Raw genomic sequence first — 20084 nt, forward strand, 5'->3', positions numbered from 1 at the left:
TGGGGAACGGAGCTGACTCGGTGGCGAATCGCCCGACCGCACTCTTCGCGATGAGCCGCGAGCACCTGCCGATGATCTTCCCGGAGCACGTCATGAGCCAGCTGCGCCGGCTCGTCGACGTCGACGAGACCGCAGTGGTGGAGCGGTTCGACACGCCGGAGGCGGTCGCGGCACTGGCCGACGTCGAAGTCCTGGTGACCGGCTGGGGCTGCCCTCCGATCGACGCCGCGGTCCTGCGGGCGGCACCTCGCCTGCGCGCCGTCCTGCACACGGGCGGCTCGGTCAAGGCCCACGTCACGCCCGAGTGCTGGGAACGCGGCGTGGTGGTGTCCTCGGCCGCCGACGCGAACGCCCTGCCGGTCGCCGAACTGACCCTGGCCATGATCCTGTTGGTGGGCAAGGACGTGCTCGGACTGCGCGAGCGCTACCGGACCGAACGCCACTTCACCCTCGCCGAGGTCGTGCCCGACATCGGGAACTTCCGCCGCCGCGTGGGGATCGTGGGCGCGTCCAGGATCGGGCGCCGGGTAGTGGAGCTGCTGGCGCCGTTCGACCTGATCGTGTCGCTGACCGATCCGTACCTGACCGCTCCCCTGCCCGGCGTGCGGCTGGTGGAGCTGGACGAGCTGTTGCGCGACAGCGACGTGGTGAGCCTGCACGCCCCGGCCACCCCCGAGACGCACCACATGCTGGACAAGAGGCGGCTGGCCCTGATCCCCGACGGCGGCGTGCTGATCAACACCGCGCGGGGCAGCCTGGTCGACACCGACGCGCTGATCGACGAGCTCTCGTCCGGGCGGATCAGCGCGGTCCTCGACGTCACCGAACCCGAGCCGCTGCCGTCCGACTCGCCGCTGTTCGACCTGCCCAACGTGTTCCTCACCCCGCACGTCGCGGGCTCGCACGGCAACGAACTCGGCCGGCTCGGTCAGTCGGCGGTCGACGACCTGGAGCGCCTGATCGCGGGCGTCCCGCTGCAAGGCCAGGTGCTTCCCGCCGACCTGGACCGGGTGGCCTGAGCACCCCTCGGCGGCATGCCGTTCCCCCTGACCGGCAAGGAGATCCGGCGTGCGGCCGGCGCGCCTCGGTGGTCGGGGAAGGGTGTGCACTATCGTGGTCGTAACCGGTTCCGCCACGAGGAGAAGGACCACATTGGCCAGACGAGCGACCCCCGAGCAGGTGGGGCAAGCCACGGTGAAGGACGTCGCCGCGCGGGCCGGCGTATCCATTTCGACCGTGTCGAGGGTGCTCGGCGGAACGTACCCGGTGGCCACCGCGACCCGTGCCAAGGTGGTCCGGGCCATGCGGGAGCTGGACTTCGTGGTGAACGCGCACGCGCGGGCACTGGCCGGAGCGCACACCAAGGTCGTGGCGTTCGTGCTGGACGACGTCACCGGGCCGTTCCACGCCGCCGTGGCGCGGGGTGTGGAGCACCAGGCCACCACCGAGGGCCGGCTGTGCCTGCTGTGCACCACGCACGGTGACCCGCAGCGTGAACTGGCCGTCATCGAGCTGATGCGGGAGCAGCAGGCCGACGCGGTGATCCTGGTCGGCGGCGCGTGGGAGGACTCCGCGCACCAGGAGCGGATGACGCACTTCGCGCGGGCGCTGGACCGGTCCGGTTCGCGCATGGTGCTGTGCGGACGTCCCGCCCTCGGACCGGACGTGCCCGCCACCGTCGTGGAGTACGACAACGAGAACGGCGCGTACGCGATCACCAGCCACCTCCTGTCCGCAGGCCACCGCCGGATCGCGTTCCTGGGCGTCGTCGAGAAGCTCACCACGACCACCCAGCGCGTGCGCGGCTTCACCGAGGCCCACCGCGCCCACGGCCTGGCGCCCGATCCCGACCTCATCGTCACCGGCGCCTTCACCCGCGGCTCCGGCTACCAGATGACCAAGCAACTGCTGGCCGACGGCAAACCCTTCACCGCGATCTTCGCCGCCACCGACATCGTCGCCTCCGGCGTCTACCAGGCCCTACGCGAAGCCGACCTCCGCATCCCCGAGGACGTCTCCGTAGTCGGCTACGACGACATCCCCCTAGCCCTGGACCTGGTACCCCCTCTGACCACGGTCCACGTCCCCCACGACGAACTAGGCCGCACCGCCGTCCGCCTGGCCATCAACCGCGCCACCGAGCCCGTCCAACACGTCATGCTCGGCACCCACATCGCAGTCCGCCAATCCGTAGGCCCACCCCCACCCCGCTAACCCCACTCCCCGAGAGTCGAACGTACGACTCTCGCGCGTGTCCAACGTTCAGAACGCGCGTGTCCAACGTTCAGAACGCGCGTGTCCAACGTTCGGGACGGGTGAGTTCAACGTTCGGGGCGTAGGCGGAGGAGGCGAGCGCTGGTCTCGTCGGGCAGCGTCAGGTCCAGGACGCTGTCGCTGACGGTTGCGGTCTCGCCGCCCCACGAGGGGTATAGGACCTCGATGTCGGGGGTGGGGCCTAGCCATTGGAGTAGCGGGATTCGGGTCACGGGTGCGCCGCCGCGTCGCCATACGGCGAGAAGGAGTTCGGACGGAGTGCGCGTGCCTAGAGCGATCCAGTCGTCACGCCAGCCGGGGAGGCCCAGCGGCCACACGGGGTCACCGGTGACGATCGACGGCCGCAGGCTGCGGTAGACGGTGAGCGCCGCGCGGACTACGTCGCGCTGGTCCTCGTCCAGGGTGTCGATCCGGCCGGCCAGGTGGATGCGCGCCGACATGCCCGAGATCAGCGAGAACGCCAGCTCCTCGTGGCTCATCGTGCCGTCCACCGACGCCCACACACCGGCCTGCTCCGGGGTGATGGCCAACGGCGCGGCCGCCGCGATGGGCGGCATGCTGCGGAAGTCCTGCTGGTCGGTCAACGACTGGATCGGGAACAACGCCCCGGTCGCCGCGTCCGTCCGACTCCCCCCTGCCGCACAGCCCTCGATGGTGAGACCCGGGTGCCGGTCCAGCACGTCGCGGACCCACTCCAGGTGCGCGCGGTTGTGTTCGAGCAGGCCGAGGCCGACGCTGCCGGCCAGATCGGTCCCCGCGCCGATGTCGATGTTGTAGTCGAACTTCAGGTACGCCGGGTCGAAGTCCGCCACCAGCCGGTCGACCACCCCGTCGAGGTGCTTGCGGGCCGCCGGGTGGCGCAGGTCGAGCTGGTACCGCCCCCACTCGACCACGCGCGACCCCGACCGCTGGAAGAACGCGTCCTCGGGCAGCGACGACGCCAGCGGACTCCGCAGCCCTACCACCTCCGGCTCCAGCCACAGGCCAGGCCGCAGCCCGACAGAGCGGATTCGGTCGATTACGGCCTTCAGCCCACCACCGGGAAAGCGCCGCGACGACGGCAACCACTCACCGACAGAGTCCCACCAGCCGCCGTCCTCGTCGTCGTACCAGCCGGCGTCGATGCAGTACCCGTCCACGCCCAACGCGGCGGCCGCCTCGACCAGCGGCAACACCCGATCGGTGGTCGGGTTCGACATCAACGCGTTGAGGAAGTCGTTGTACACCACCGGCAACTCGACGTTGTCCGGGTGCGGCCGACGAATCCGCCTGCGGTGCGCGGTCAGGGCGGCGCCCACGGCATCCAACCCGCCACCGACGACGACCGCGACCGACGCCGGCACCGTCCGGAACGACTCCCCCGCACCCAACGGCACCGAGCACTGGTGCTCGGCCGCGGAAGGCCCGGACACGGCCAGGTACACCGCGCCCAGCCGGTCGCCGAGTTCCCAGTGCCACGCGCCGCAGTGCTCGACCTGCCAGGCCAGCATCGCACCGGACCGCTCGTCGGACAGCACGCCCATCGGCAGCATCTCCGACGTCGACCACGCGCCGACGCTGGTGGCCGCGATCCGGTTCTTCGACCCGAGCTGGTCGTAGGCGACCATCCCGACGTCGTACAGCCCTTCGGCGGCCAACGTCCGGCCGCTCCACCGGAACTCGCCGCTCCACGGGTTGGCCGCCCGCCACAGCACCAGTTCCGATTCCCAACGCCGCCCGTGCCCGAGCCCGGCGACCACGAAACTGGACACGTACTCGATCACGACCGGACGACCCGCCACGACCTCCGCCCACGACCGGACGACCGGGATGCCGGACGCGATCTCGTAGTGCACCAGAACCCGCACACCGTCATCCGGCTCAGCCAGCTCCAGCACCAGCCGGTGCACACCGTCCACGACCGAGGAGTCCTTGCCCACCAGCCGAAGCCGCTGTGCCGCCGCACCGTCCACGTGCCGCTTCCCCGCCGTGCCGTGCCGCCCGTCACCGGCCAGCGCCAACTCCACCACCGGCAACGCGGACGCGAACAACGCGAACGACTCGGCGGGTGGCCGGTCGGCCGGCGTGACGGCGAGCAGCCGCGGCGGCGTGCCCGGCCCGTGCCCGAAGTGCAAGCGGACCTCGTCGGTGCCCCATTGCCAGTGCTCCACACCATCCACAGCGGTCACGACTTCACCGCGCCCAGCGACACGCCGCTCTTCCAGAACCGCTGCATCACCAGCATCACCGCGGCCAGCGGGATCACCGACAGCAGCGCGCCGGCGATGACGATCGCGGTGAAGTCGGTCGAGGCCGAGGCGTTCGTCATGCTCTGCACCAGCCAGTTGTAGATGCCCAGCGTCATGGTCCAGTTCTCCGCACCCTGCAACATCGTCATCGGCAGGAAGAAACCGTTCCACGACGCCACGAACGAGAGCAGGAAGATCGTCGCGCCACCGGTGGCCACCATGCGCACCACGATCTGGAGGAAGATCCGAACCTCACCCGCGCCGTCGATGCGCGCGGCCTCCAGCAGCTCCGGCGGGATCGCGCCCTCGGTGTAGACCTTCGCCAGGTACACGCTGAACGGCGAGATGAACGTCGGGATCAGCACCGCCCACACCGTGTTCACCATGCCCAGCTTCGAGAACAGCAGGTACAGCGGCAGGGTCAGCATGGCGTACGGGATCAGGAACGAGCCGATCACCAGGCCGAGGATCAGCTTCTTGCCGGGGAACGTGAACCGCGCCAGGCCGTAGCCCGCCGCGAGCGCCAGCGCCGTGTTGACCACCGAGCCGACCCCCGCGTACAGCAGCGAGTTCAGCGTCCAGCGCAGGAAGATGCCGTCCTCGTAGGCGAAGATCTGCCGCAGGTTGTCGAACAGGTTGAACTCGGCGAACCACAACCCGTTGGTGTTGATCAGGTCCGCCTCGTTCTTGGTGGCGGACACCAGCAGCCACCACACCGGGGCGATCGAGTAGATCAGGAACAGCACCAGCCCGACCAGCACCAGGATGCGCGACGACCGCGGCACCTGCACCCCGACGGCCGGCTCGTCGCCCTGCCCCCGACGCTGCTTGCGCACGGCACCCGGTCCGGGCTCGGACGCGGCCGGCTGATCGCTGTCTTTGCCGGTGGCAGCGAGAATGGTCATGACTGCGTCCTGTTCCCGAGGCGGTAGAACAACGCCGACGCCGCTCCGACGACGATCGCGAGGATCACCGACAGTGCCGCCGCGTAGTTGTAGTTGCCCGCCTTGAAGGCCTGGTTGAAGATCATCATGATCGGGGTGAAGTTCGAGGTGACCGTCTCCGGTGAGGTCACCCGGAACACCGTCGGCTCGGCGAAGATCTGCAACATCCCGATGATCGACAGCATCCCGGTCAGCACGAGCGTGCCGCGCACGTAGGGCACCTTGATCGACAGTGCGATGCGCAGCTCGGAGGCGCCGTCGATGCGCGCGGCCTCGAACAGCTCCCTCGGCACCGAGCGCAGCGCGCTGTAGAGGATCAGCATGTTGAAGCCGACGTGACCCCAGGTCAGCAGGTTGCCGATGGAGAACCACAGCAGGTCGACGGAGAAGAAGTCGACCTCCAGGCCGACCTGCCGACCCGCGTCGGTGAGCGGGCCCAGCCGCGGCGAGTACAGGTACAGCCAGATCAGCGAGCCGACCATCAGCGGGATCATGTACGGGATCAGCAGGCCCAGGCGGAAGTACCGGGTCTTGCGCCCGGTCACCGCGTCCAGCAGCAAGGCCATCACCAGGGCCAGCAGCAGCATGATCGGGATCTGCACGACCGCGAACACCACGACCCGGAACGTGGCCTGCCAGAAGACCGGGTCGGTCAGCCCGCGCACGTAGTTCTCGAACCCGACGAACTCCGTGACCGCACGGCCGAAGCCGGAGCCGGACTTCCGCTCGATGAAACCGCTCTGGTACAGCGCGTAACCGAACGGGACCAGGAAGACCAGTGCGAAGCCGACCAGGAATGGCGCGGTGAACAGCAGGCCCGACAGGCGGGGAGCGCCGTGCACCCGCCGCGTGCGGTGGCCGGGCGCAGCGCGCGGCGCGGCGCCCGGCCTCACCGCGCGCGGTGGCCGACTCGCCGTGTCAACGTTGACCATCCGACACCTCCGGTCGCGGAACGGAACCCACCCTTGGAAACCGTTTGCTGACGCTACAACTCCAGCTCTGATCCGGTCAACGAGCAGGCGGCAGACTCGCACACCTGGTGAGAGGACCGTTGACAGTGACCGAAGCTGGCCTCAGGATAGAAAGCGTTTTCTTCTGCTGCCGGGAGACCCCTTGCTCCTGGCGGTCGTGCGGGTCGGCAAGGAGCAAAGATGCGAAACGCAAGGACGCGTTGGGCAACGGCGGTGGCCGGGGTGCTCACTCTCTCGCTGGCCGCCTGTGGCGGCGGCGCAACCGGGGAGACGGAGCAGGCCGCCGCGCCGAGCACCTACTCGGGCGAACCGGTCACCATCGAGTTCTGGGGCAGCAACCAGTACTTGAAGGGCCTCGCCGACGAGTACAACAAGCGCGGCGGCCCCATCACGGTCACGTTCACCCAGCAGCAGGGCAACCCGGATCTGCACAAGGCGCTGCGCAACGCGCACGCCGCCGGCGGCGGTCCCTGCGTGTTCGACACGATCACCGAGACGGTCAACTCACTGGCCTCCGACGGTATCGTCGCGGACATCAGCCAGTACATCGAGCCGTACAAGGCCGAGTACACGCCCATCGCGTGGGAGGCCGCGCGCGCCGGTGACCGCGCGTTCGGGTTGCCCGCGGCGAACATCCCCAACTTCATGCTCTACAACGCGGCGGTGTTCCAGAAGGCCGGCGTGCAGTACCCCACCACGTGGGAGGAGTTCATCGAGGCGGGCAAGAAGCTCAACGCCCAGGGCGTGAAGATCTTCAACCTGGCCGGCGAGGACTACACGACCTACGTGTACCTGGCCTGGCAGGCGGGCGCCCGGTGGTGGCAGCTGGAAGGCGACGGCTGGAAGGTCGACGTGGACAGCGCCGACACCAAGCAGGCCGCGGACGTGCTCCAGCAGCTCATCGACAACGACCTGGTCGAGAAGATCTCCTACGCCGAGTTCGCGGCGATGATGCAGCAGTACAACGCGGGCAACATCGCGGCCCGCCAGCTGTCCACCTGGCAGACCAAGAGCATGCAGAAGAACCTGACCACCGGCCTCGGCCAGTGGGAGCCCGCGCCGAACGTCAAGTTCGCGGGCGAGGAGCCGGCCAACGTGTCGTTCACCCGGGTGTACTCGGTCAACACCAAGTGCGCGAACCCGGCCGCCGCGGTGGAGTTCGCCCACTGGGCGTCCACCGACAAGACCGCGATCAGCCTGATCGCCGACCCGGAGAAGGGCTCGTCCTGGTTCCCGGCGGTGGCCGACCCGGCGCCGTACACCGACATCTCCAAGCCCGTCCAGCTCATCGGCGCGCACGCGGACAAGTGGCAGTCGGTCGTCACCGACGCGGTCAAGACGCAGAAGGGCGACTGGCAGTACGGGCCGAACTCCCAGCCCGCGTTCGAGCACCTGGCCGACCTGTGGGGCAAGGCGGTCGACAAGCAGATCAAGGTCGCCGACATCGCGCCCGAGATGCAGAAGTGGATCGTGGACGACCTGCGGCAGAGCGGTATCACCGTAGTCGAGTGACGCCACGGGGACGGTCCCTGGCACCCACGTAGCGCCAGGGGCCGTCCCCCGGTCAGGCACAAGATCGTTCAGACCGTGGAAAGCCAGTCCACCAACAGGTCGCAGAACTCGACCGGTCGCTGCTGGTGCAGGTAGTGGCTCAGCCCCGGCCAGATCACCACGCGTGAACCCGGCGGCAACGGCAGCGACTGCGCCCAGTGGGCGGCGTACCGCGTGGAGTACAGGCTGAGCAGCGGCACCGGCAGCCGGGACAGGCACTCCGCGGCGGCCGGTCGACCACCGATCGCACCGTCGTCCAGGTACATCGACCGGTACAGCCGGGCCAGCACGGTGCCATCGGTCGCCAGCACCTGGCGGCGGGCATCACGCCAGAGCGCGGAATCACCACTCCCACCGCCGAACGCGGCGTCCACGAACTCAGCTCCCGCCTCGCTCCCCCGTCGTTCGAGGTCGGCCAGCCGGTCGGCACACCCGGCCAGCTCGTCGTCGTCGGCCCCGTAGGCGGGATCGATCACGGCCACGGCGCGGACCAGTTCGGGGTGGTCGACGGCGAGCCGCACCGCGATCTGCCCGCCCATCGAATGGCCGACGACGACCGCGGGCGTTCCGGCCGACGCGGCGATCACGGCGGCCAGACCGTCCACAATGCCCGGAATACCGGTGCCCCCAGGACATCCCGGCGTGACGCCGTGACCGGGGAGGTCCGGGACGACCGCGTACCGATCGGCGAGCAACGGCAGGTACGCGTCCCAAGCGGCAGCGGACGCGCCCCAGCCGTGCACGAGCACAATCGCTTGCTGTACTTCCATCTTGCCTGTTCCCTACCTCACCACTAGTTTCATAGAAACCGCTTTCTACACTGCGCACAGAGGGTGGCACTCGCGATGATGCGATACGTCCGACTCCCGGCATCGGTGACCGCGGTCACCCTCACACTCATAGCCGCGCTCCTGCCGGCCACGACAACAGCCGCCGCGGCAGCCGCCGGCGGCACCGTCGACACGGTCACGTTCGGCGACGCGGAATCCGAACGCGCGCACGACTTCTCCGGCGACTCGACCACCGTGGTCGACGGCGCCAACGGCCTGAAGGCGCGCGTGGCCGAGCCGTTGTCCCCGCCCAGAAGCCACCTCGGTGACCTCAGACTCGCGGTCAAGGTCGATCCGGCCGCGCAGAACTACCTCAGTCTGAAGTTCTGGGGCGAGGACGTCTCCACCTACAAGACCGTGTTGTTCGTCAACGGCGCGCAGACCACCTACCGCCAGCAGGGCGACTACGAGCCGATCAACGTCGGCACCGGCAAGGGTCTGGAAGGCCGGTTCTTCGTCAACACGGCCATGCTGCCGCTCTCCTCGACGCAAGGACGCGACCGGGTCGAGCTGATCCTGCGCACCTACCACCCGAGCTTGACCTCCACCGCCACCGAGCGGTCCCGCAAGTACTACCAGGCGCTCGTGCACACCGGCGCCAAGGTCGACCTGACCGACGAGGACGACACCGGCTACCAGCCGTCCACCAAGGCCGCCCCGGCGTTGACCGCCGACGAGGAGAAGACCCGGATCGACGGCCTGCGGATCGAACAGGTCGCCCTGTTCAACCGGCTCAGCGCGAAATCGGACGCGAGTCCCGGCGCCACCCTCAACATCAGCCGCTACCAGGACGAACTGCGGTTCTACACCGAAGTCCTGCTGACCGACTGGTCGCCCGCCCGGACACCGGCGGACAAGAAGCTGGCGCTGGACCGCGTCTTCAAGTCGATCGACAACTTCACCAAGCAGTACTACGGCAACGTGCGCAGCCTCGGCGACGGCGGCCACCAGTCCGACTGGGGCGGCTACTACTCGGCGCTCGGAGAAGCGCTCTACATCGTGGAGAACCTCATCGCCGACGACCAGGTCTACGGCGCGCAGCGGTTCACCGAGTTCCTGGGGCAGCCCTTCGAGACCGGCACCGCCGACGGACCGAACAGCATGGCCGGGGTCGACTGGAGCGGCGGCGCGCTCACCCGGGGCGAGGCGTGGGAACGCGTCCTCAAGGCCAACTTCGACTTCGCGCGGTCCCGGTTGTCCTACATCTACAACCAGGTCATGTACACCTACGAGGGCGCGTGGAAGGCCCACGAAGGCCTGCGCGTAATCGGGTCCGGGTTCTTCGAGGGCAAGCCGCGCAGCCACGCGATCGTGGGCGAGTCGCTGGGCTCGCGCCCGTTCCTGGGTGAGGAGGTGCTCGTCGGCCCGAACGGCGAGGAACTGGACCTCTACCACTCGTTGTTCCAGCACGACCGCAACGCGATGTACAGCAACGACTACCTGAACGTCGTCATGCGCGGGGTGGCCAAGAGCAAGCTGGACGCCGAGGGCAACGTGGTGCGGCGGCTGCCGTACGGCAAGCACTACACCGGCCTCACCCGTGACGGCCAGACCCGCGAGAACACCTACGTCGGCAACTACGGCGAGTCCACGAACTACGTGACCTCGTGGTTCTTCCGCACCCTCGACCACGCCGGCGACGAAGAGCTCAACAACGAGATCCTCAAGCTGGCGCTGCGCAACGTCCACGCCCGCGGCCACACCCGCTACCAGAGCACGGACGCCGACGGCAACCGCGTGATGCTCATGCAGCAGGTGATCGACGAGCGCAACTCCGGTTACCCCGGCCGTGTCGCGTACGCGTCGGACGTCAACTCCGGCCGTGGCCTGATGTTCGCCGCCTTGGAGCAGTTCATGGCCGACAACGCGGACAAGTACGCCGGACCGGAGTGGACGCCGTTCTGGGGCTACGCCCGCGAGGCGGTCGGGTTCGCGCAGCAGCAACTGGTCGACAACCAGTACTTCCCGTACTTCAACTACGTGCTGGCGAACCACAAGTACGACCTGCGGCTGCCGAAGACCTACGAGTACATCACCGGCAAGCGCGCGGAGTACGCCGTGCTCGGCGGCAAGACCGCCGCGGGTGTCGTGCTGCCGCACACCGACCCGGCCCGGTACACCGACGAGGAGCTGGCCAAGCTCGGCATCGAGCGCGATGCCGCCGAGAAGCCGTTCGCGTGGGTGGACATCGACAACATGTACGTCTCCGTCCGTGACGGCGACACCCACCTGTTCGGCAGCCTCTTCGAGCGCAACCGCGGCTATCTCGGCAGCGGCAGACTGCACGCCCAGCACGGCGACCACGACCAGCTCGTGCAGCTCCAGACCCAGGGCGTGCTGGCGTACCAGGACTACACGCTGCGCGCGAACGCGGTGGAAGACCCGATGCTCTACGACCGGTACTCCGCGCCGGACCGTCCGCTGGCCATGACCGGTGAACTCGCGCCGATCGCGTACCAGCCGGGCGTCGGCACGGTCGTCCGCGACAACTGGATGCCCGACACCCCGTACTCCGGCTACCCGGACCTGCTGACCGCCCGTTACGGCAAGTACCTCATGGCCGTGAACGGCACCCGCCTCGAACACGGCAACGCCAAGGCTCACCACGTGCGGGTGCCCGCGGGTGGCCCGAGGGACTCGGTCACGGACCTCGTGACCGGCAGGCGTCTCCCGGTCATCGCCGGTGTGGTGGCGGTGCCGCCGTCAACCGCCGTGGTGTTGGACCTGGGCACCGAGGAGGTCAAGCCGTCCGCGCCGTCGACCGTGGACGTCGTGGTGGCCACGCCGGGCTCGAACGCGGTGGGTCTGGCCTGGCACCCGGCCGCCGGCGCCACCTCGTACACGATCAGCCGGTCGGCTCGCGAGGCCGGACCGTTCTACCCGGTCGCGCACGGCGTGAAGACCACGTCGCACATCGACCGGACCCCGTCGGCCGGCACCTTCTTCTACCGGGTCACCGCGGTGAACGGCCAGGGTCTCGGACGTCCGTCGAACGCGATCAAGGCGGTCGTCACGCAAGCCCACACCGCAGGTCTGCGCAGCGGGCCGTGGCGGGACGACGTGATCGGCGACGCGACCACCGGGTCGTCCTCCGTGGACGGTTCCACCATCGCGGTGAACGGCGTGTCCGGCACCGGCTTCGGCGCCGGCGACGACACCGTCATCTACGACCGCTTCCACGCCGACTCGCTGGTCACGGTCAGCAGGCTCGCCCAGGGCAGCACGGTCGTCTCAGCGAAGCTGGACGGCGCGGGTGGCGTGATCCTGCGCGACAGCGTCGACGCGGTCGGCCGGTACGCCTACCTCGGCGTGGACGCCACCGGCGCGCTGTCGTTCAAGTACCGCACGCTCGACACGCGCACCGACATCGGCACGGGCACCGCGGGCCTGAACGCCACCGGTGGCATCACCCGCAGCCCGTTCGTGGTGGACCTGAAGAGCCACCAGGCGTCCTTCGTCAAGCTGATCCGCCTCGCCGACAGCCACCAGATCACCGCGCTGGTGTCCCAGGACGGGCAGCGGTGGGAGCAGGTGGCCACCGCCAACGTCCCGATGGTGGACGTCGTGCACGCCGGTGTGGCCACGACGCAGCCGGCCAGGTTCGGTGACGTGGCGGTCACCGCCCTGCCCTCCGGCACGGTGCTGGCGTCCGGCCGGTTCGGCGACCGGACCGGAACCGTGTCCTGGACCAGGCCGCAGGACGTGATCGCGTTCGACCTCTACCGCACCCGTGACGCGGCGGTGGCCGCCACCGACCCGGGTTCCGGCTGGGAGAAGGTCGTCGACAACCGCTGGGCGTTGTCCTACGAGGACACGATCTACGGCGGTGCCATGCACTACAAGGTCGTCGCGCGGCGACTCGACGGGTCCACTACCGTCAGCGACGCCGTGACGATCACCGCCGATCCGTTCCCGACCGTGCTGGCGAAGGCCAAGGCGGTGCCCGCCGAGGACTACACCGCGACCAGTTTCACGGCGTTCCGGGCCGAGGTGGACGGGGCCGAGCAGGCGAGCACGGAACCGGGTGCCGACGAGGCCGCGTTGATCAAGCGCATCTACGACGCGTACCGGCTGCTGGTGGCCGTCCACCGGCACAGCTTCGAGGCGAACGAGTCCGACGTGTGGCAGGCGGCGGGCACCGGCCCGTACACCAGGGTGATCGCGTCCGACCAGGGCCGCACGGGCACCCGGTCGTTGTACTACGCCAGCACGGACACCAGCGGCAACGGCTCGTTCAACATGTCGTTCCACAACCGCAAGCAGGGCACGTCACCCATCTCGGTGACGCCGGGCAAGACGTACAAGGTGTCGTACTGGTACCAGCTGACCAACTACGTGCCGGGACGTACCGTCGGTGCGTACCTCTTCGTGTCGTCCCGTGACGGCGGCGCGCAGATCGGCGTGGAGCAGCGGAACTGGCTGCCCGCCGGCGACACGGCACCGGGTCAGTGGAAGTACTTCGAACGCACCTATCGGGCGGACGCCAACCCGGTCGTGGACAACGTGTCCCTCGACTTCGGGTTCCGCGGTTCCGCCGGCGGGTTCCGCGTGGACGACGTCCGCGTGGAACCCGTGGACTGAGCAGTCTCATCGTGTGTGGAGAGGTGGAGTCGGTGTCCGGTCCGTCGGGCGTGGAAGTGCGCAATCCGATCTTGCGGGGTTTCCACCCCGACCCGTCGATCGTGCGCGTGGGCCCGGATTACTACATCGCCAACAGCACGTTCGAGTGGTTCCCCGGCATCCGGCTCCACCACTCCACCGACCTCGCGCAGTGGCGGCCCGCCGGGTACGCGCTCGCCGATCCCGGCGCGCTCGACCTGCGCGGCGTGCCGGACTCCGGTGGGATCTGGGCGCCGTCGCTGAGCTACCACGACGGGCGGTTCTGGCTGGTGTACGCCGTGGTGTGCACCAGGGTGGGCCCGTTCAAGGACCTGGACGTCCTCCTGGTCACGGCGCCGTCGATCGACGGCCCGTGGACGGCGCCGCTGCACCTCGGGTCCGGCGGGTTCGACCCGTCGATCTTCCACGACGAGGACGGCAGGCACTGGCTGGTCAACATGACCTGGGACCACCGGCCGGACCGGCCGAGCTTCGCGGGCATCGTGCTCCACGAGATCGACCCCGCCCGCGGGCTCGTCGGTGCGCGCAGGCTGATCCACACCCACGACGAGCTGATCGAAGGGCCCAACCTGTACCGCCGGGACGGGTGGTACTACCTGATGCTGGCCGAGGGTGGCACGGGCTGGAACCACGGGATCAGCGTGGTGCGGTCCCGGGACATCGCGGGCCCGTACGAACCCGACCCGCACGGCCCGCTGCTCACCTCGCGGGACCGCGAGGACCTCTCGTTGCAGAAGGCCGGTCACGGTGAGTTGGTCGAGACCGGGACCGGCGAGTGGTACCTGGTGCACCTGGCGAGCCGTCCGCTGACCGTGGACGGCGAACGCCGGTGCATGCTCGGCCGCGAGACCTGCCTGCAACGGCTGGAGTGGACCGCCGAGGGCTGGCCACGACTCGCCCACGGCGACCACTGGCCACGGGAGACCGTCGTGGTGCCGGCTTCGTCCGAACCGGCTGTGTCCGGACCGTCGTGGTCGCGTCCGTCGCGGGACGAGTTCGACACCGATCGACTGTCCGACGAGTGGAACTCGTTGCGCCAACCGGTGAGCGAGCGCTGGTTGAGCCTGACCGAACGCCCCGGCTGGTTGCGGTTGCGCGGCCGGTACAGCCTGCACGCCCACTTCGGGCAAAGCCTGATCGCGCAACGCCTCGCCCATGACCGCACGGTGGTGACCACCGCCGTGCAGATCCGCCCCGAATACCCGGGTCAGCAAGCCGGGCTGGTGTGCTGGTACGACACCGGCACGCACTTCTTCCTCGGCGTCACGACCGGAGACGACGGCCCGTTCGTCGTGCTGGCCGTGTCGGACCTCGGCGTCTACGCCGAACACGACACCCGCATCCGGCCCGCTCTCGGCGCCCTGACCCACCTGCGCGCCACCATCGACCGCGATCGGCTCCGCTTCGCCGTGTCCCACAACGGCACGGACTGGACGGACGTCGGTCAGGAGCTGGACGCCAGCGTCCTGTCCGACGACTACGGCAACTCCCTGCGCTTCACCGGCGCGTTCGTCGGTTTGGCCGCACACGACCCGGTAACCGGAACCCTGCCCGCCGACTTCTCCTACTTCGACCACCGCGAACTACCCGCCTGATCGTTGTCCGGAAAACACCGGCCGGATTTGTTCCGAAAAGTTGCGCAAAACGACGCCGAGGTGCGTGAAACCACACCTCGGCGTCGCGGACATCAGTTGAACGGGTTGTCGTAAGTCCTGCTCTTGGAGATCGGCTTGGCGGTCGAGCCCTCGAAGTAGAGGCCTTCGTAGGTGACCTTGATGTTGTAGATGATCCCGCTGTAGGCGAACTCCACGTTGACCGCCCCGGACATGCCGTGGCCGCCGCAGACCTCCGGCCGCCGAATCCCGTCCGAGCTGGAGAACCACTGGTGGAGGGCACCGTTGACGTCGATCTTGATGGTCGGCTCCACGTAACTCGACTGACGGCACGCGATCGCGTCCAGCCGGTAGTACGAGTTGCCGTCGTCGAACTGCACCGACCCCACTAATCGACCCACCGGGGTGATGAGGCCGGTTGACGACGTGCCGCGCAGGTTGAGGTCGACGGGCTGCGGAGGACCGTAAGTCGCGTGCGCGGGAGCGGCCACCAGTGCGGCAGTGAAGAGCATGGCGAGCGTGATGGTGAAGAGTCCGGTCAGGCGTCGGCGCACCTTGTTCATCGAAGTCATACGGGTACTCCCCTGTCGACGAGAGCCAGTGTCGCGCTTACCTTCGCAGGCACCGCCGGACTTTGGCTGTAAGCCGATTGGCCGGAAACGCGCGTTCACGAATACGACGCAGGATGGATCCAGTCCAGTACGAGCCTGGCGACCTCGTCGGGTCGGTCGAGGTGCATGAAGTGGCCCGCGCCGGGGAGGATTCGCACCGAGGAGCCGGGGGCGAGGCCGGTTTCGGCGTCGGCGAAGTGCTCCGGAGCGACGCAACCGTCGTCCGCGCCGCCGAGCACGAGCAGTGGAATCGTCGCGGGCACTTCGCTCCGGGCGGCCACCGGCGCGAGTTCGGGGTCGTGCAGCGTCCGGTCGAAGTTGCCGCGGTAGATCCGCAACACGTTGCGCAGCACCGCGGGATCACCGTACAGCTCGTGCACCCGTGCCCGGTGCTCACCGGGGTCGAGGCCGGGCGACCAGGTGTCCCACAGGTAGTCGATCAGGCTCCGGTCGGTCTCCAGCACGGCCTCCGCCACACCGGGCACCTGGAACAGCCACATGTAGAAGAACCGTTGCTGCTGCGCCGGATCACGAAGCGCCGCGGGCAACGTCTTCGGCGGCGGCACGGCCATCGTGACCCCGCGACGCAACCGCTCCGGCCACGCCGCCGCCACCCGGCCCACCATGCCCGCGCCGATGTCGTGCCCGATCATGTCGACGCCGCCGTCCGGGGACAGCGCCTGGGCGACCGCGGCGGCGTCGGCGGCCAGCGTGAGGCCGTCGGCGTAGGGCATCCGGTCCACGGTGGCGGGGTGGTGTCCGCGCAGGAACGGCGCCACCACCCGACGACCCGCCGCCACCAGGTGCTCGGCCAGCGGCCCGAACGTGGCCGGGTGGTCGGGAAACCCGTGCCAGCACACCACGACCGGCCCGTCCCCCACGGCGAGCGCGGGAAAGTCGAGCCGATCGGTCCGGATGACGATCTCCTCGAAGTCCATGGACCAAACCTACGGCGGGACCGGTCCCGGCTCGACCGGTAAAGGGCGTGTCCAACCGGGTCGAATGGGGCATTTGTCCTGCTCCCCACAACCGTTTGTGGCACGATCGCGGAGGTGACCAGCAAACCCGACGAGGCGCAGCGCCTGAGCGACCTCGCACGGTTGCGTCGCGTGCGTGACCGGATCGACCGTGAGTACGCGCAGCCGCTGGACGTCGAGGCGCTCGCCCGCGGCGCGCACATGTCGGCCGGGCACCTCAGCCGCCAGTTCAAGCTCGCCTACGGAGAGTCGCCGTACGGCTACCTGATGACGCGGCGCATCGAGCGCGCGATGGCGATGCTGCGCCGTGGCGACCTCAGCGTCACCGAGGTCTGTTTCGCGGTCGGCTGCTCCTCGCTGGGCACCTTCAGCACCCGCTTCACCGAGCTGGTCGGTGTGCCGCCCAGCGTCTACCGGGACGAGGCCGCGCGCGCGACGGCGGGGATGCTGCCGTGCGTCGCCAAGCAGGTCACCCGACCGATCAGGAATCGAGAAGCGCCGGTCCCGGGGGCGCACCTAGCCTGATCGCCATGGACATCACCATTCATTCGAGCTTCCTCCCGCACACCGACCCGGACGCCGCCCTGGCCTTCTACCGCGACACCCTCGGCTTCGAGGTCCGCAACGACGTCGGCTACAAGGACATGCGCTGGATCACGGTCGGCCCGGCCGGCCAGCCCGACACGTCCATCGTCCTGCACCCGCCGGGCGCCAACCCCGGTATCACCGACGACGAGCGCCGCACCATCCTGGAACTGATGGCCAAGGGCAGCTACTTCGGCGTCAACCTGGCCACCGCCGACCTCGACGACACCTTCGCGAAGCTGGTGGCCAACGGCGCCGAGGTCGTCCAGGAGCCGACCGACCAGCCGTACGGCGTCCGCGACTGCGCCTTCCGCGACCCCTCGGGCAACCTGATCCGCATCCAGGAACTGGCCTGAGCAGTCCCCGGTCGCAGCCGTAACCGCACGGACCGCACCACGACCGATGGGTGCCACCCCGCGCCCGCGCCCCGCGTGACAGATGGAGACACGATGAGCACGGCCACGAGGAAGAACACGCAGGCGCCCGCGCCGCACGTCGCCGACCGCCACGACCTGATCCGCGTGCAGGGCGCGCGCGTGAACAACCTCAAGGACATCAGCGTCGAGCTCCCGAAGCGCCGGCTGACGGTGTTCACCGGTGTCTCCGGCTCGGGCAAGAGCTCGCTGGTGTTCGGCACGATCGCCGCGGAGTCACAGCGGATGATCAACGAGACCTACAGCGCCTTCGTGCAGGGTTTCATGCCGACGCTGGCGCGGCCCGAGGTGGACGTGCTCGAAGGGCTGACCACGGCGATCATCGTCGACCAGCAGCGGATGGGCGCCGACCCACGCTCCACGGTCGGCACCGCCACCGACGCCAACGCGATGCTGCGCATCCTGTTCAGCCGGCTCGGGCAGCCGCACATCGGCTCGCCCCAGGCGTTCTCCTTCAACGTCGCCTCGATCAGCGGAGCGGGCGCGGTCAAGCTGGAGCGCGCCGGGAAGACCGTGAAGGAACGGCGCAGCTTCACCATCACCGGCGGCATGTGTCCGCGCTGCGAAGGCCGCGGCAAGGTCTCCGACATCGACCTCACCCAGCTCTACGACGAGAGCAAGTCGCTCAACGAGGGTGCCGTCACCATCCCCGGCTACAGCATGGACGGCTGGTACGGCCGCATCTTCAAGGGCTGCGGCTTCTTCGACCCGGACAAGCCGATCCGCAAGTTCACCAAGAAGGAGCTGCACGACCTCCTGCACAAGGAACCGACCAAGATCAAGGTCGACGGCATCAACCTCACCTACGCGGGGCTGATCCCCTCGGTGCAGAAGTCGTTCCTGTCCAAGGACATCGACGCGCTGCAACCGCACATCCGCGCCTTCGTGGAGCGGGCGACGACGTTCACCACCTGCCCCGACTGCGACGGCACCCGGCTCGCCGCGCCGGCCCGGTCCTCGAAGATCGAGGGGATCAACATCGCGGACGCCTGCGCGATGCAGATCAGCGACCTCGCCGAATGGGTCCGCGGCCTGGACGAGCCGTCGGTCGCGCCGTTGCTCGCCGCGCTGGCGCACACGCTCGACTCGTTCGTGGAGATCGGGTTGGGCTACCTCTCGCTCGACCGGCCGTCGGGCACGCTGTCGGGCGGCGAGGCGCAGCGCGTCAAGATGATCCGCCACCTCGGGTCGGCGCTCACCGACGTCACCTACGTCTTCGACGAGCCCACCATCGGCCTGCACCCCCACGACATCCAGCGGATGAACAACCTGCTGCTGCGGTTGCGGGACAAGGGCAACACGGTGCTCGTCGTGGAGCACAAGCCGGAGACGATCGTGATCGCCGACCACGTCGTCGACCTGGGCCCCGGCGCCGGCACGGCGGGCGGCACCGTCTGCTTCGAGGGCACCGTCGAGGGGCTGCGGGCCAGCGGCACCATCACCGGCCGCCACTTCGACGACCGCGCCTCCCTCAAGGAGACCGTGCGGACGCCCACCGGCACGCTGGAGATCCGCGGCGCGACGACGCACAACCTCCAGGACGTCGACGTCGACATCCCGCTCGGCGTGCTGTGCGTCGTCACCGGCGTCGCCGGGTCCGGCAAGAGCTCGCTGCTCCACGGCTCCGTCCCCGCCTCCGGCGGCGTGGTGTCGGTCGACCAGGCGCCCATCCGCGGCTCGCGGCGCAGCAACCCGGCGACGTACACCGGACTGCTCGACCCGATCCGCAAGGCGTTCGCGAAGGCCAACGGCGTGAAGCCGGCGCTGTTCAGCGCCAACTCCGAGGGCGCCTGCCCCAACTGCAACGGCGCCGGCGTCATCTACACCGACCTGGGGATGATGGCCGGCGTCGCCACCACCTGCGAGGAGTGCGAGGGCAAGCGGTTCGACGCATCGGTGCTGGAGTACCACCTCGGCGGCCGCGACATCAGCGAGGTGCTCGCGATGTCGGTGACCGAGGCGGAGGAGTTCTTCGGCGCCGGCGAGGCGCGCACGCCGGCCGCGCACGCCATCCTCGGCCGGCTCGCCGACGTCGGCCTCGGCTACCTCAGCCTCGGCCAGCCGCTCACCACGCTGTCCGGCGGCGAGCGGCAGCGGCTCAAGCTGGCCACCCACATGGCCGACAAGGGCGGCGTCTACATCCTCGACGAGCCGACCACCGGCCTGCACCTGGCCGACGTCGAACAGCTGCTGGGCCTGCTCGACCGGCTCGTCGAGTCCGGCAAGTCGGTCATCGTCATCGAGCACCACCAGGCGGTCATGGCGCACGCCGACTGGATCATCGACCTCGGCCCCGGCGCCGGCCACGACGGCGGCCGGATCGTGTTCGAGGGCACCCCCGCCGACCTCGTCGCCGCCCGTTCCACCCTCACCGGCGAGCACCTGGCGGCCTACGTCGGCACCTGACCGGAGCCGTCGCGTCGGGGCCCGCTAACGCCCGCCGTCG

General features: G+C 69.2%; 14 protein-coding genes. 8 read left to right on the forward strand and 6 right to left on the reverse strand.

The genetic code is table 11. From position 1 onward, the window contains the following. Positions 1-20 precede the first annotated feature (20 nt). Both ALI22I_RS42705 and ALI22I_RS42710 read left to right on the forward strand, forming a co-directional pair. Positions 21-1019 (forward strand): hydroxyacid dehydrogenase, encoded by a 999-nt coding sequence (locus tag ALI22I_RS42705; RefSeq protein ID WP_143532730.1) that lies wholly within the window; start codon positions 21-23, stop codon positions 1017-1019. A gap of 133 nt (positions 1020-1152) precedes the next feature. Beyond that, positions 1153-2214, forward strand: a complete 1062-nt coding sequence (locus ALI22I_RS42710; protein WP_077011318.1) for a LacI family DNA-binding transcriptional regulator — start codon at positions 1153-1155, stop codon at positions 2212-2214. Between the two features lie 107 nt (positions 2215-2321). On the opposite strand, the gene ALI22I_RS42715 is transcribed toward ALI22I_RS42710, so the two are convergent. The 3 genes from ALI22I_RS42715 to ALI22I_RS42725 are packed head-to-tail and all read right to left on the reverse strand — an operon-like array spanning position 2322 to position 6378. Next, positions 2322-4442 carry a glycoside hydrolase family 36 protein gene (locus ALI22I_RS42715; RefSeq protein ID WP_143532731.1) on the reverse strand — a complete coding sequence of 707 codons (2121 nt, stop codon included), beginning with the start codon at positions 4440-4442 and terminating at the stop codon, positions 2322-2324. Next, positions 4439-5407, reverse strand: a complete 969-nt coding sequence (locus tag ALI22I_RS42720; protein WP_077011319.1) for a carbohydrate ABC transporter permease — start codon at positions 5405-5407, stop codon at positions 4439-4441. The genes ALI22I_RS42715 and ALI22I_RS42720 overlap by 4 nt, the downstream gene beginning before the upstream one ends. Continuing rightward, complete coding sequence (locus ALI22I_RS42725; protein ID WP_083752433.1) at positions 5404-6378, reverse strand: carbohydrate ABC transporter permease; 975 nt, start codon at positions 6376-6378, stop codon at positions 5404-5406. Before ALI22I_RS42725 ends, ALI22I_RS42720 begins: the two co-directional genes overlap by 4 nt. A 219-nt stretch (positions 6379-6597) precedes the next feature. On the opposite strand from ALI22I_RS42725, the gene ALI22I_RS42730 reads away from it, so the two are divergent. Beyond that, the gene (locus ALI22I_RS42730; protein WP_077011320.1) at positions 6598-7929 is read left to right on the forward strand and encodes an ABC transporter substrate-binding protein; all 1332 of its coding nucleotides are present in this window, start codon (positions 6598-6600) and stop codon (positions 7927-7929) included. Between the two features lie 68 nt (positions 7930-7997). Here the strand turns inward: ALI22I_RS42730 and ALI22I_RS42735 are convergent, their stop codons facing one another. Continuing rightward, a complete protein-coding gene (locus tag ALI22I_RS42735; protein WP_077011321.1) occupies positions 7998-8738 on the reverse strand; it encodes an alpha/beta fold hydrolase in 741 nt (246 codons plus the stop codon). Positions 8739-8813: 75 nt separating this feature from the next. On the opposite strand from ALI22I_RS42735, the gene ALI22I_RS42740 reads away from it, so the two are divergent. Then, positions 8814-13379 carry a carbohydrate binding domain-containing protein gene (locus ALI22I_RS42740; RefSeq protein WP_143532732.1) on the forward strand — a complete coding sequence of 1522 codons (4566 nt, stop codon included), beginning with the start codon at positions 8814-8816 and terminating at the stop codon, positions 13377-13379. Positions 13380-13411: 32 nt separating this feature from the next. Then, positions 13412-15013, forward strand: a complete 1602-nt coding sequence (locus ALI22I_RS42745; RefSeq protein WP_202971187.1) for a glycoside hydrolase family 43 protein — start codon at positions 13412-13414, stop codon at positions 15011-15013. A gap of 92 nt (positions 15014-15105) precedes the next feature. On the opposite strand, the gene ALI22I_RS42750 is transcribed toward ALI22I_RS42745, so the two are convergent. Beyond that, positions 15106-15603 (reverse strand): hypothetical protein, encoded by a 498-nt coding sequence (locus tag ALI22I_RS42750; RefSeq protein WP_143532733.1) that lies wholly within the window; start codon positions 15601-15603, stop codon positions 15106-15108. Positions 15604-15698: 95 nt separating this feature from the next. Next, the gene (locus tag ALI22I_RS42755; protein WP_077011324.1) at positions 15699-16580 is read right to left on the reverse strand and encodes an alpha/beta fold hydrolase; all 882 of its coding nucleotides are present in this window, start codon (positions 16578-16580) and stop codon (positions 15699-15701) included. 114 nt (positions 16581-16694) lie between these two features. Here ALI22I_RS42755 and ALI22I_RS42760 point away from each other — a divergent pair, with 114 nt between their 5' ends. The 3 genes from ALI22I_RS42760 (at position 16695) to ALI22I_RS42770 (ending at position 20044) form a co-directional block, all read left to right on the forward strand. Further along, positions 16695-17144 carry a helix-turn-helix transcriptional regulator gene (locus ALI22I_RS42760; protein ID WP_077011325.1) on the forward strand — a complete coding sequence of 150 codons (450 nt, stop codon included), beginning with the start codon at positions 16695-16697 and terminating at the stop codon, positions 17142-17144. Positions 17145-17149: 5 nt separating this feature from the next. After that, on the forward strand, positions 17150-17560 hold the full coding sequence (locus tag ALI22I_RS42765; RefSeq protein ID WP_077011326.1) for a VOC family protein: 411 nt from the start codon (positions 17150-17152) through the stop codon (positions 17558-17560). A gap of 93 nt (positions 17561-17653) precedes the next feature. Beyond that, positions 17654-20044: an ATP-binding cassette domain-containing protein gene (locus ALI22I_RS42770; RefSeq protein ID WP_077011327.1), complete on the forward strand. Its 2391-nt coding sequence runs from the start codon at positions 17654-17656 to the stop codon at positions 20042-20044. Positions 20045-20084: the final 40 nt, after the last annotated feature.

The organism is Saccharothrix sp. ALI-22-I, from assembly GCF_001984175.1.
GTDB lineage: Bacteria > Actinomycetota > Actinomycetes > Mycobacteriales > Pseudonocardiaceae > Actinosynnema.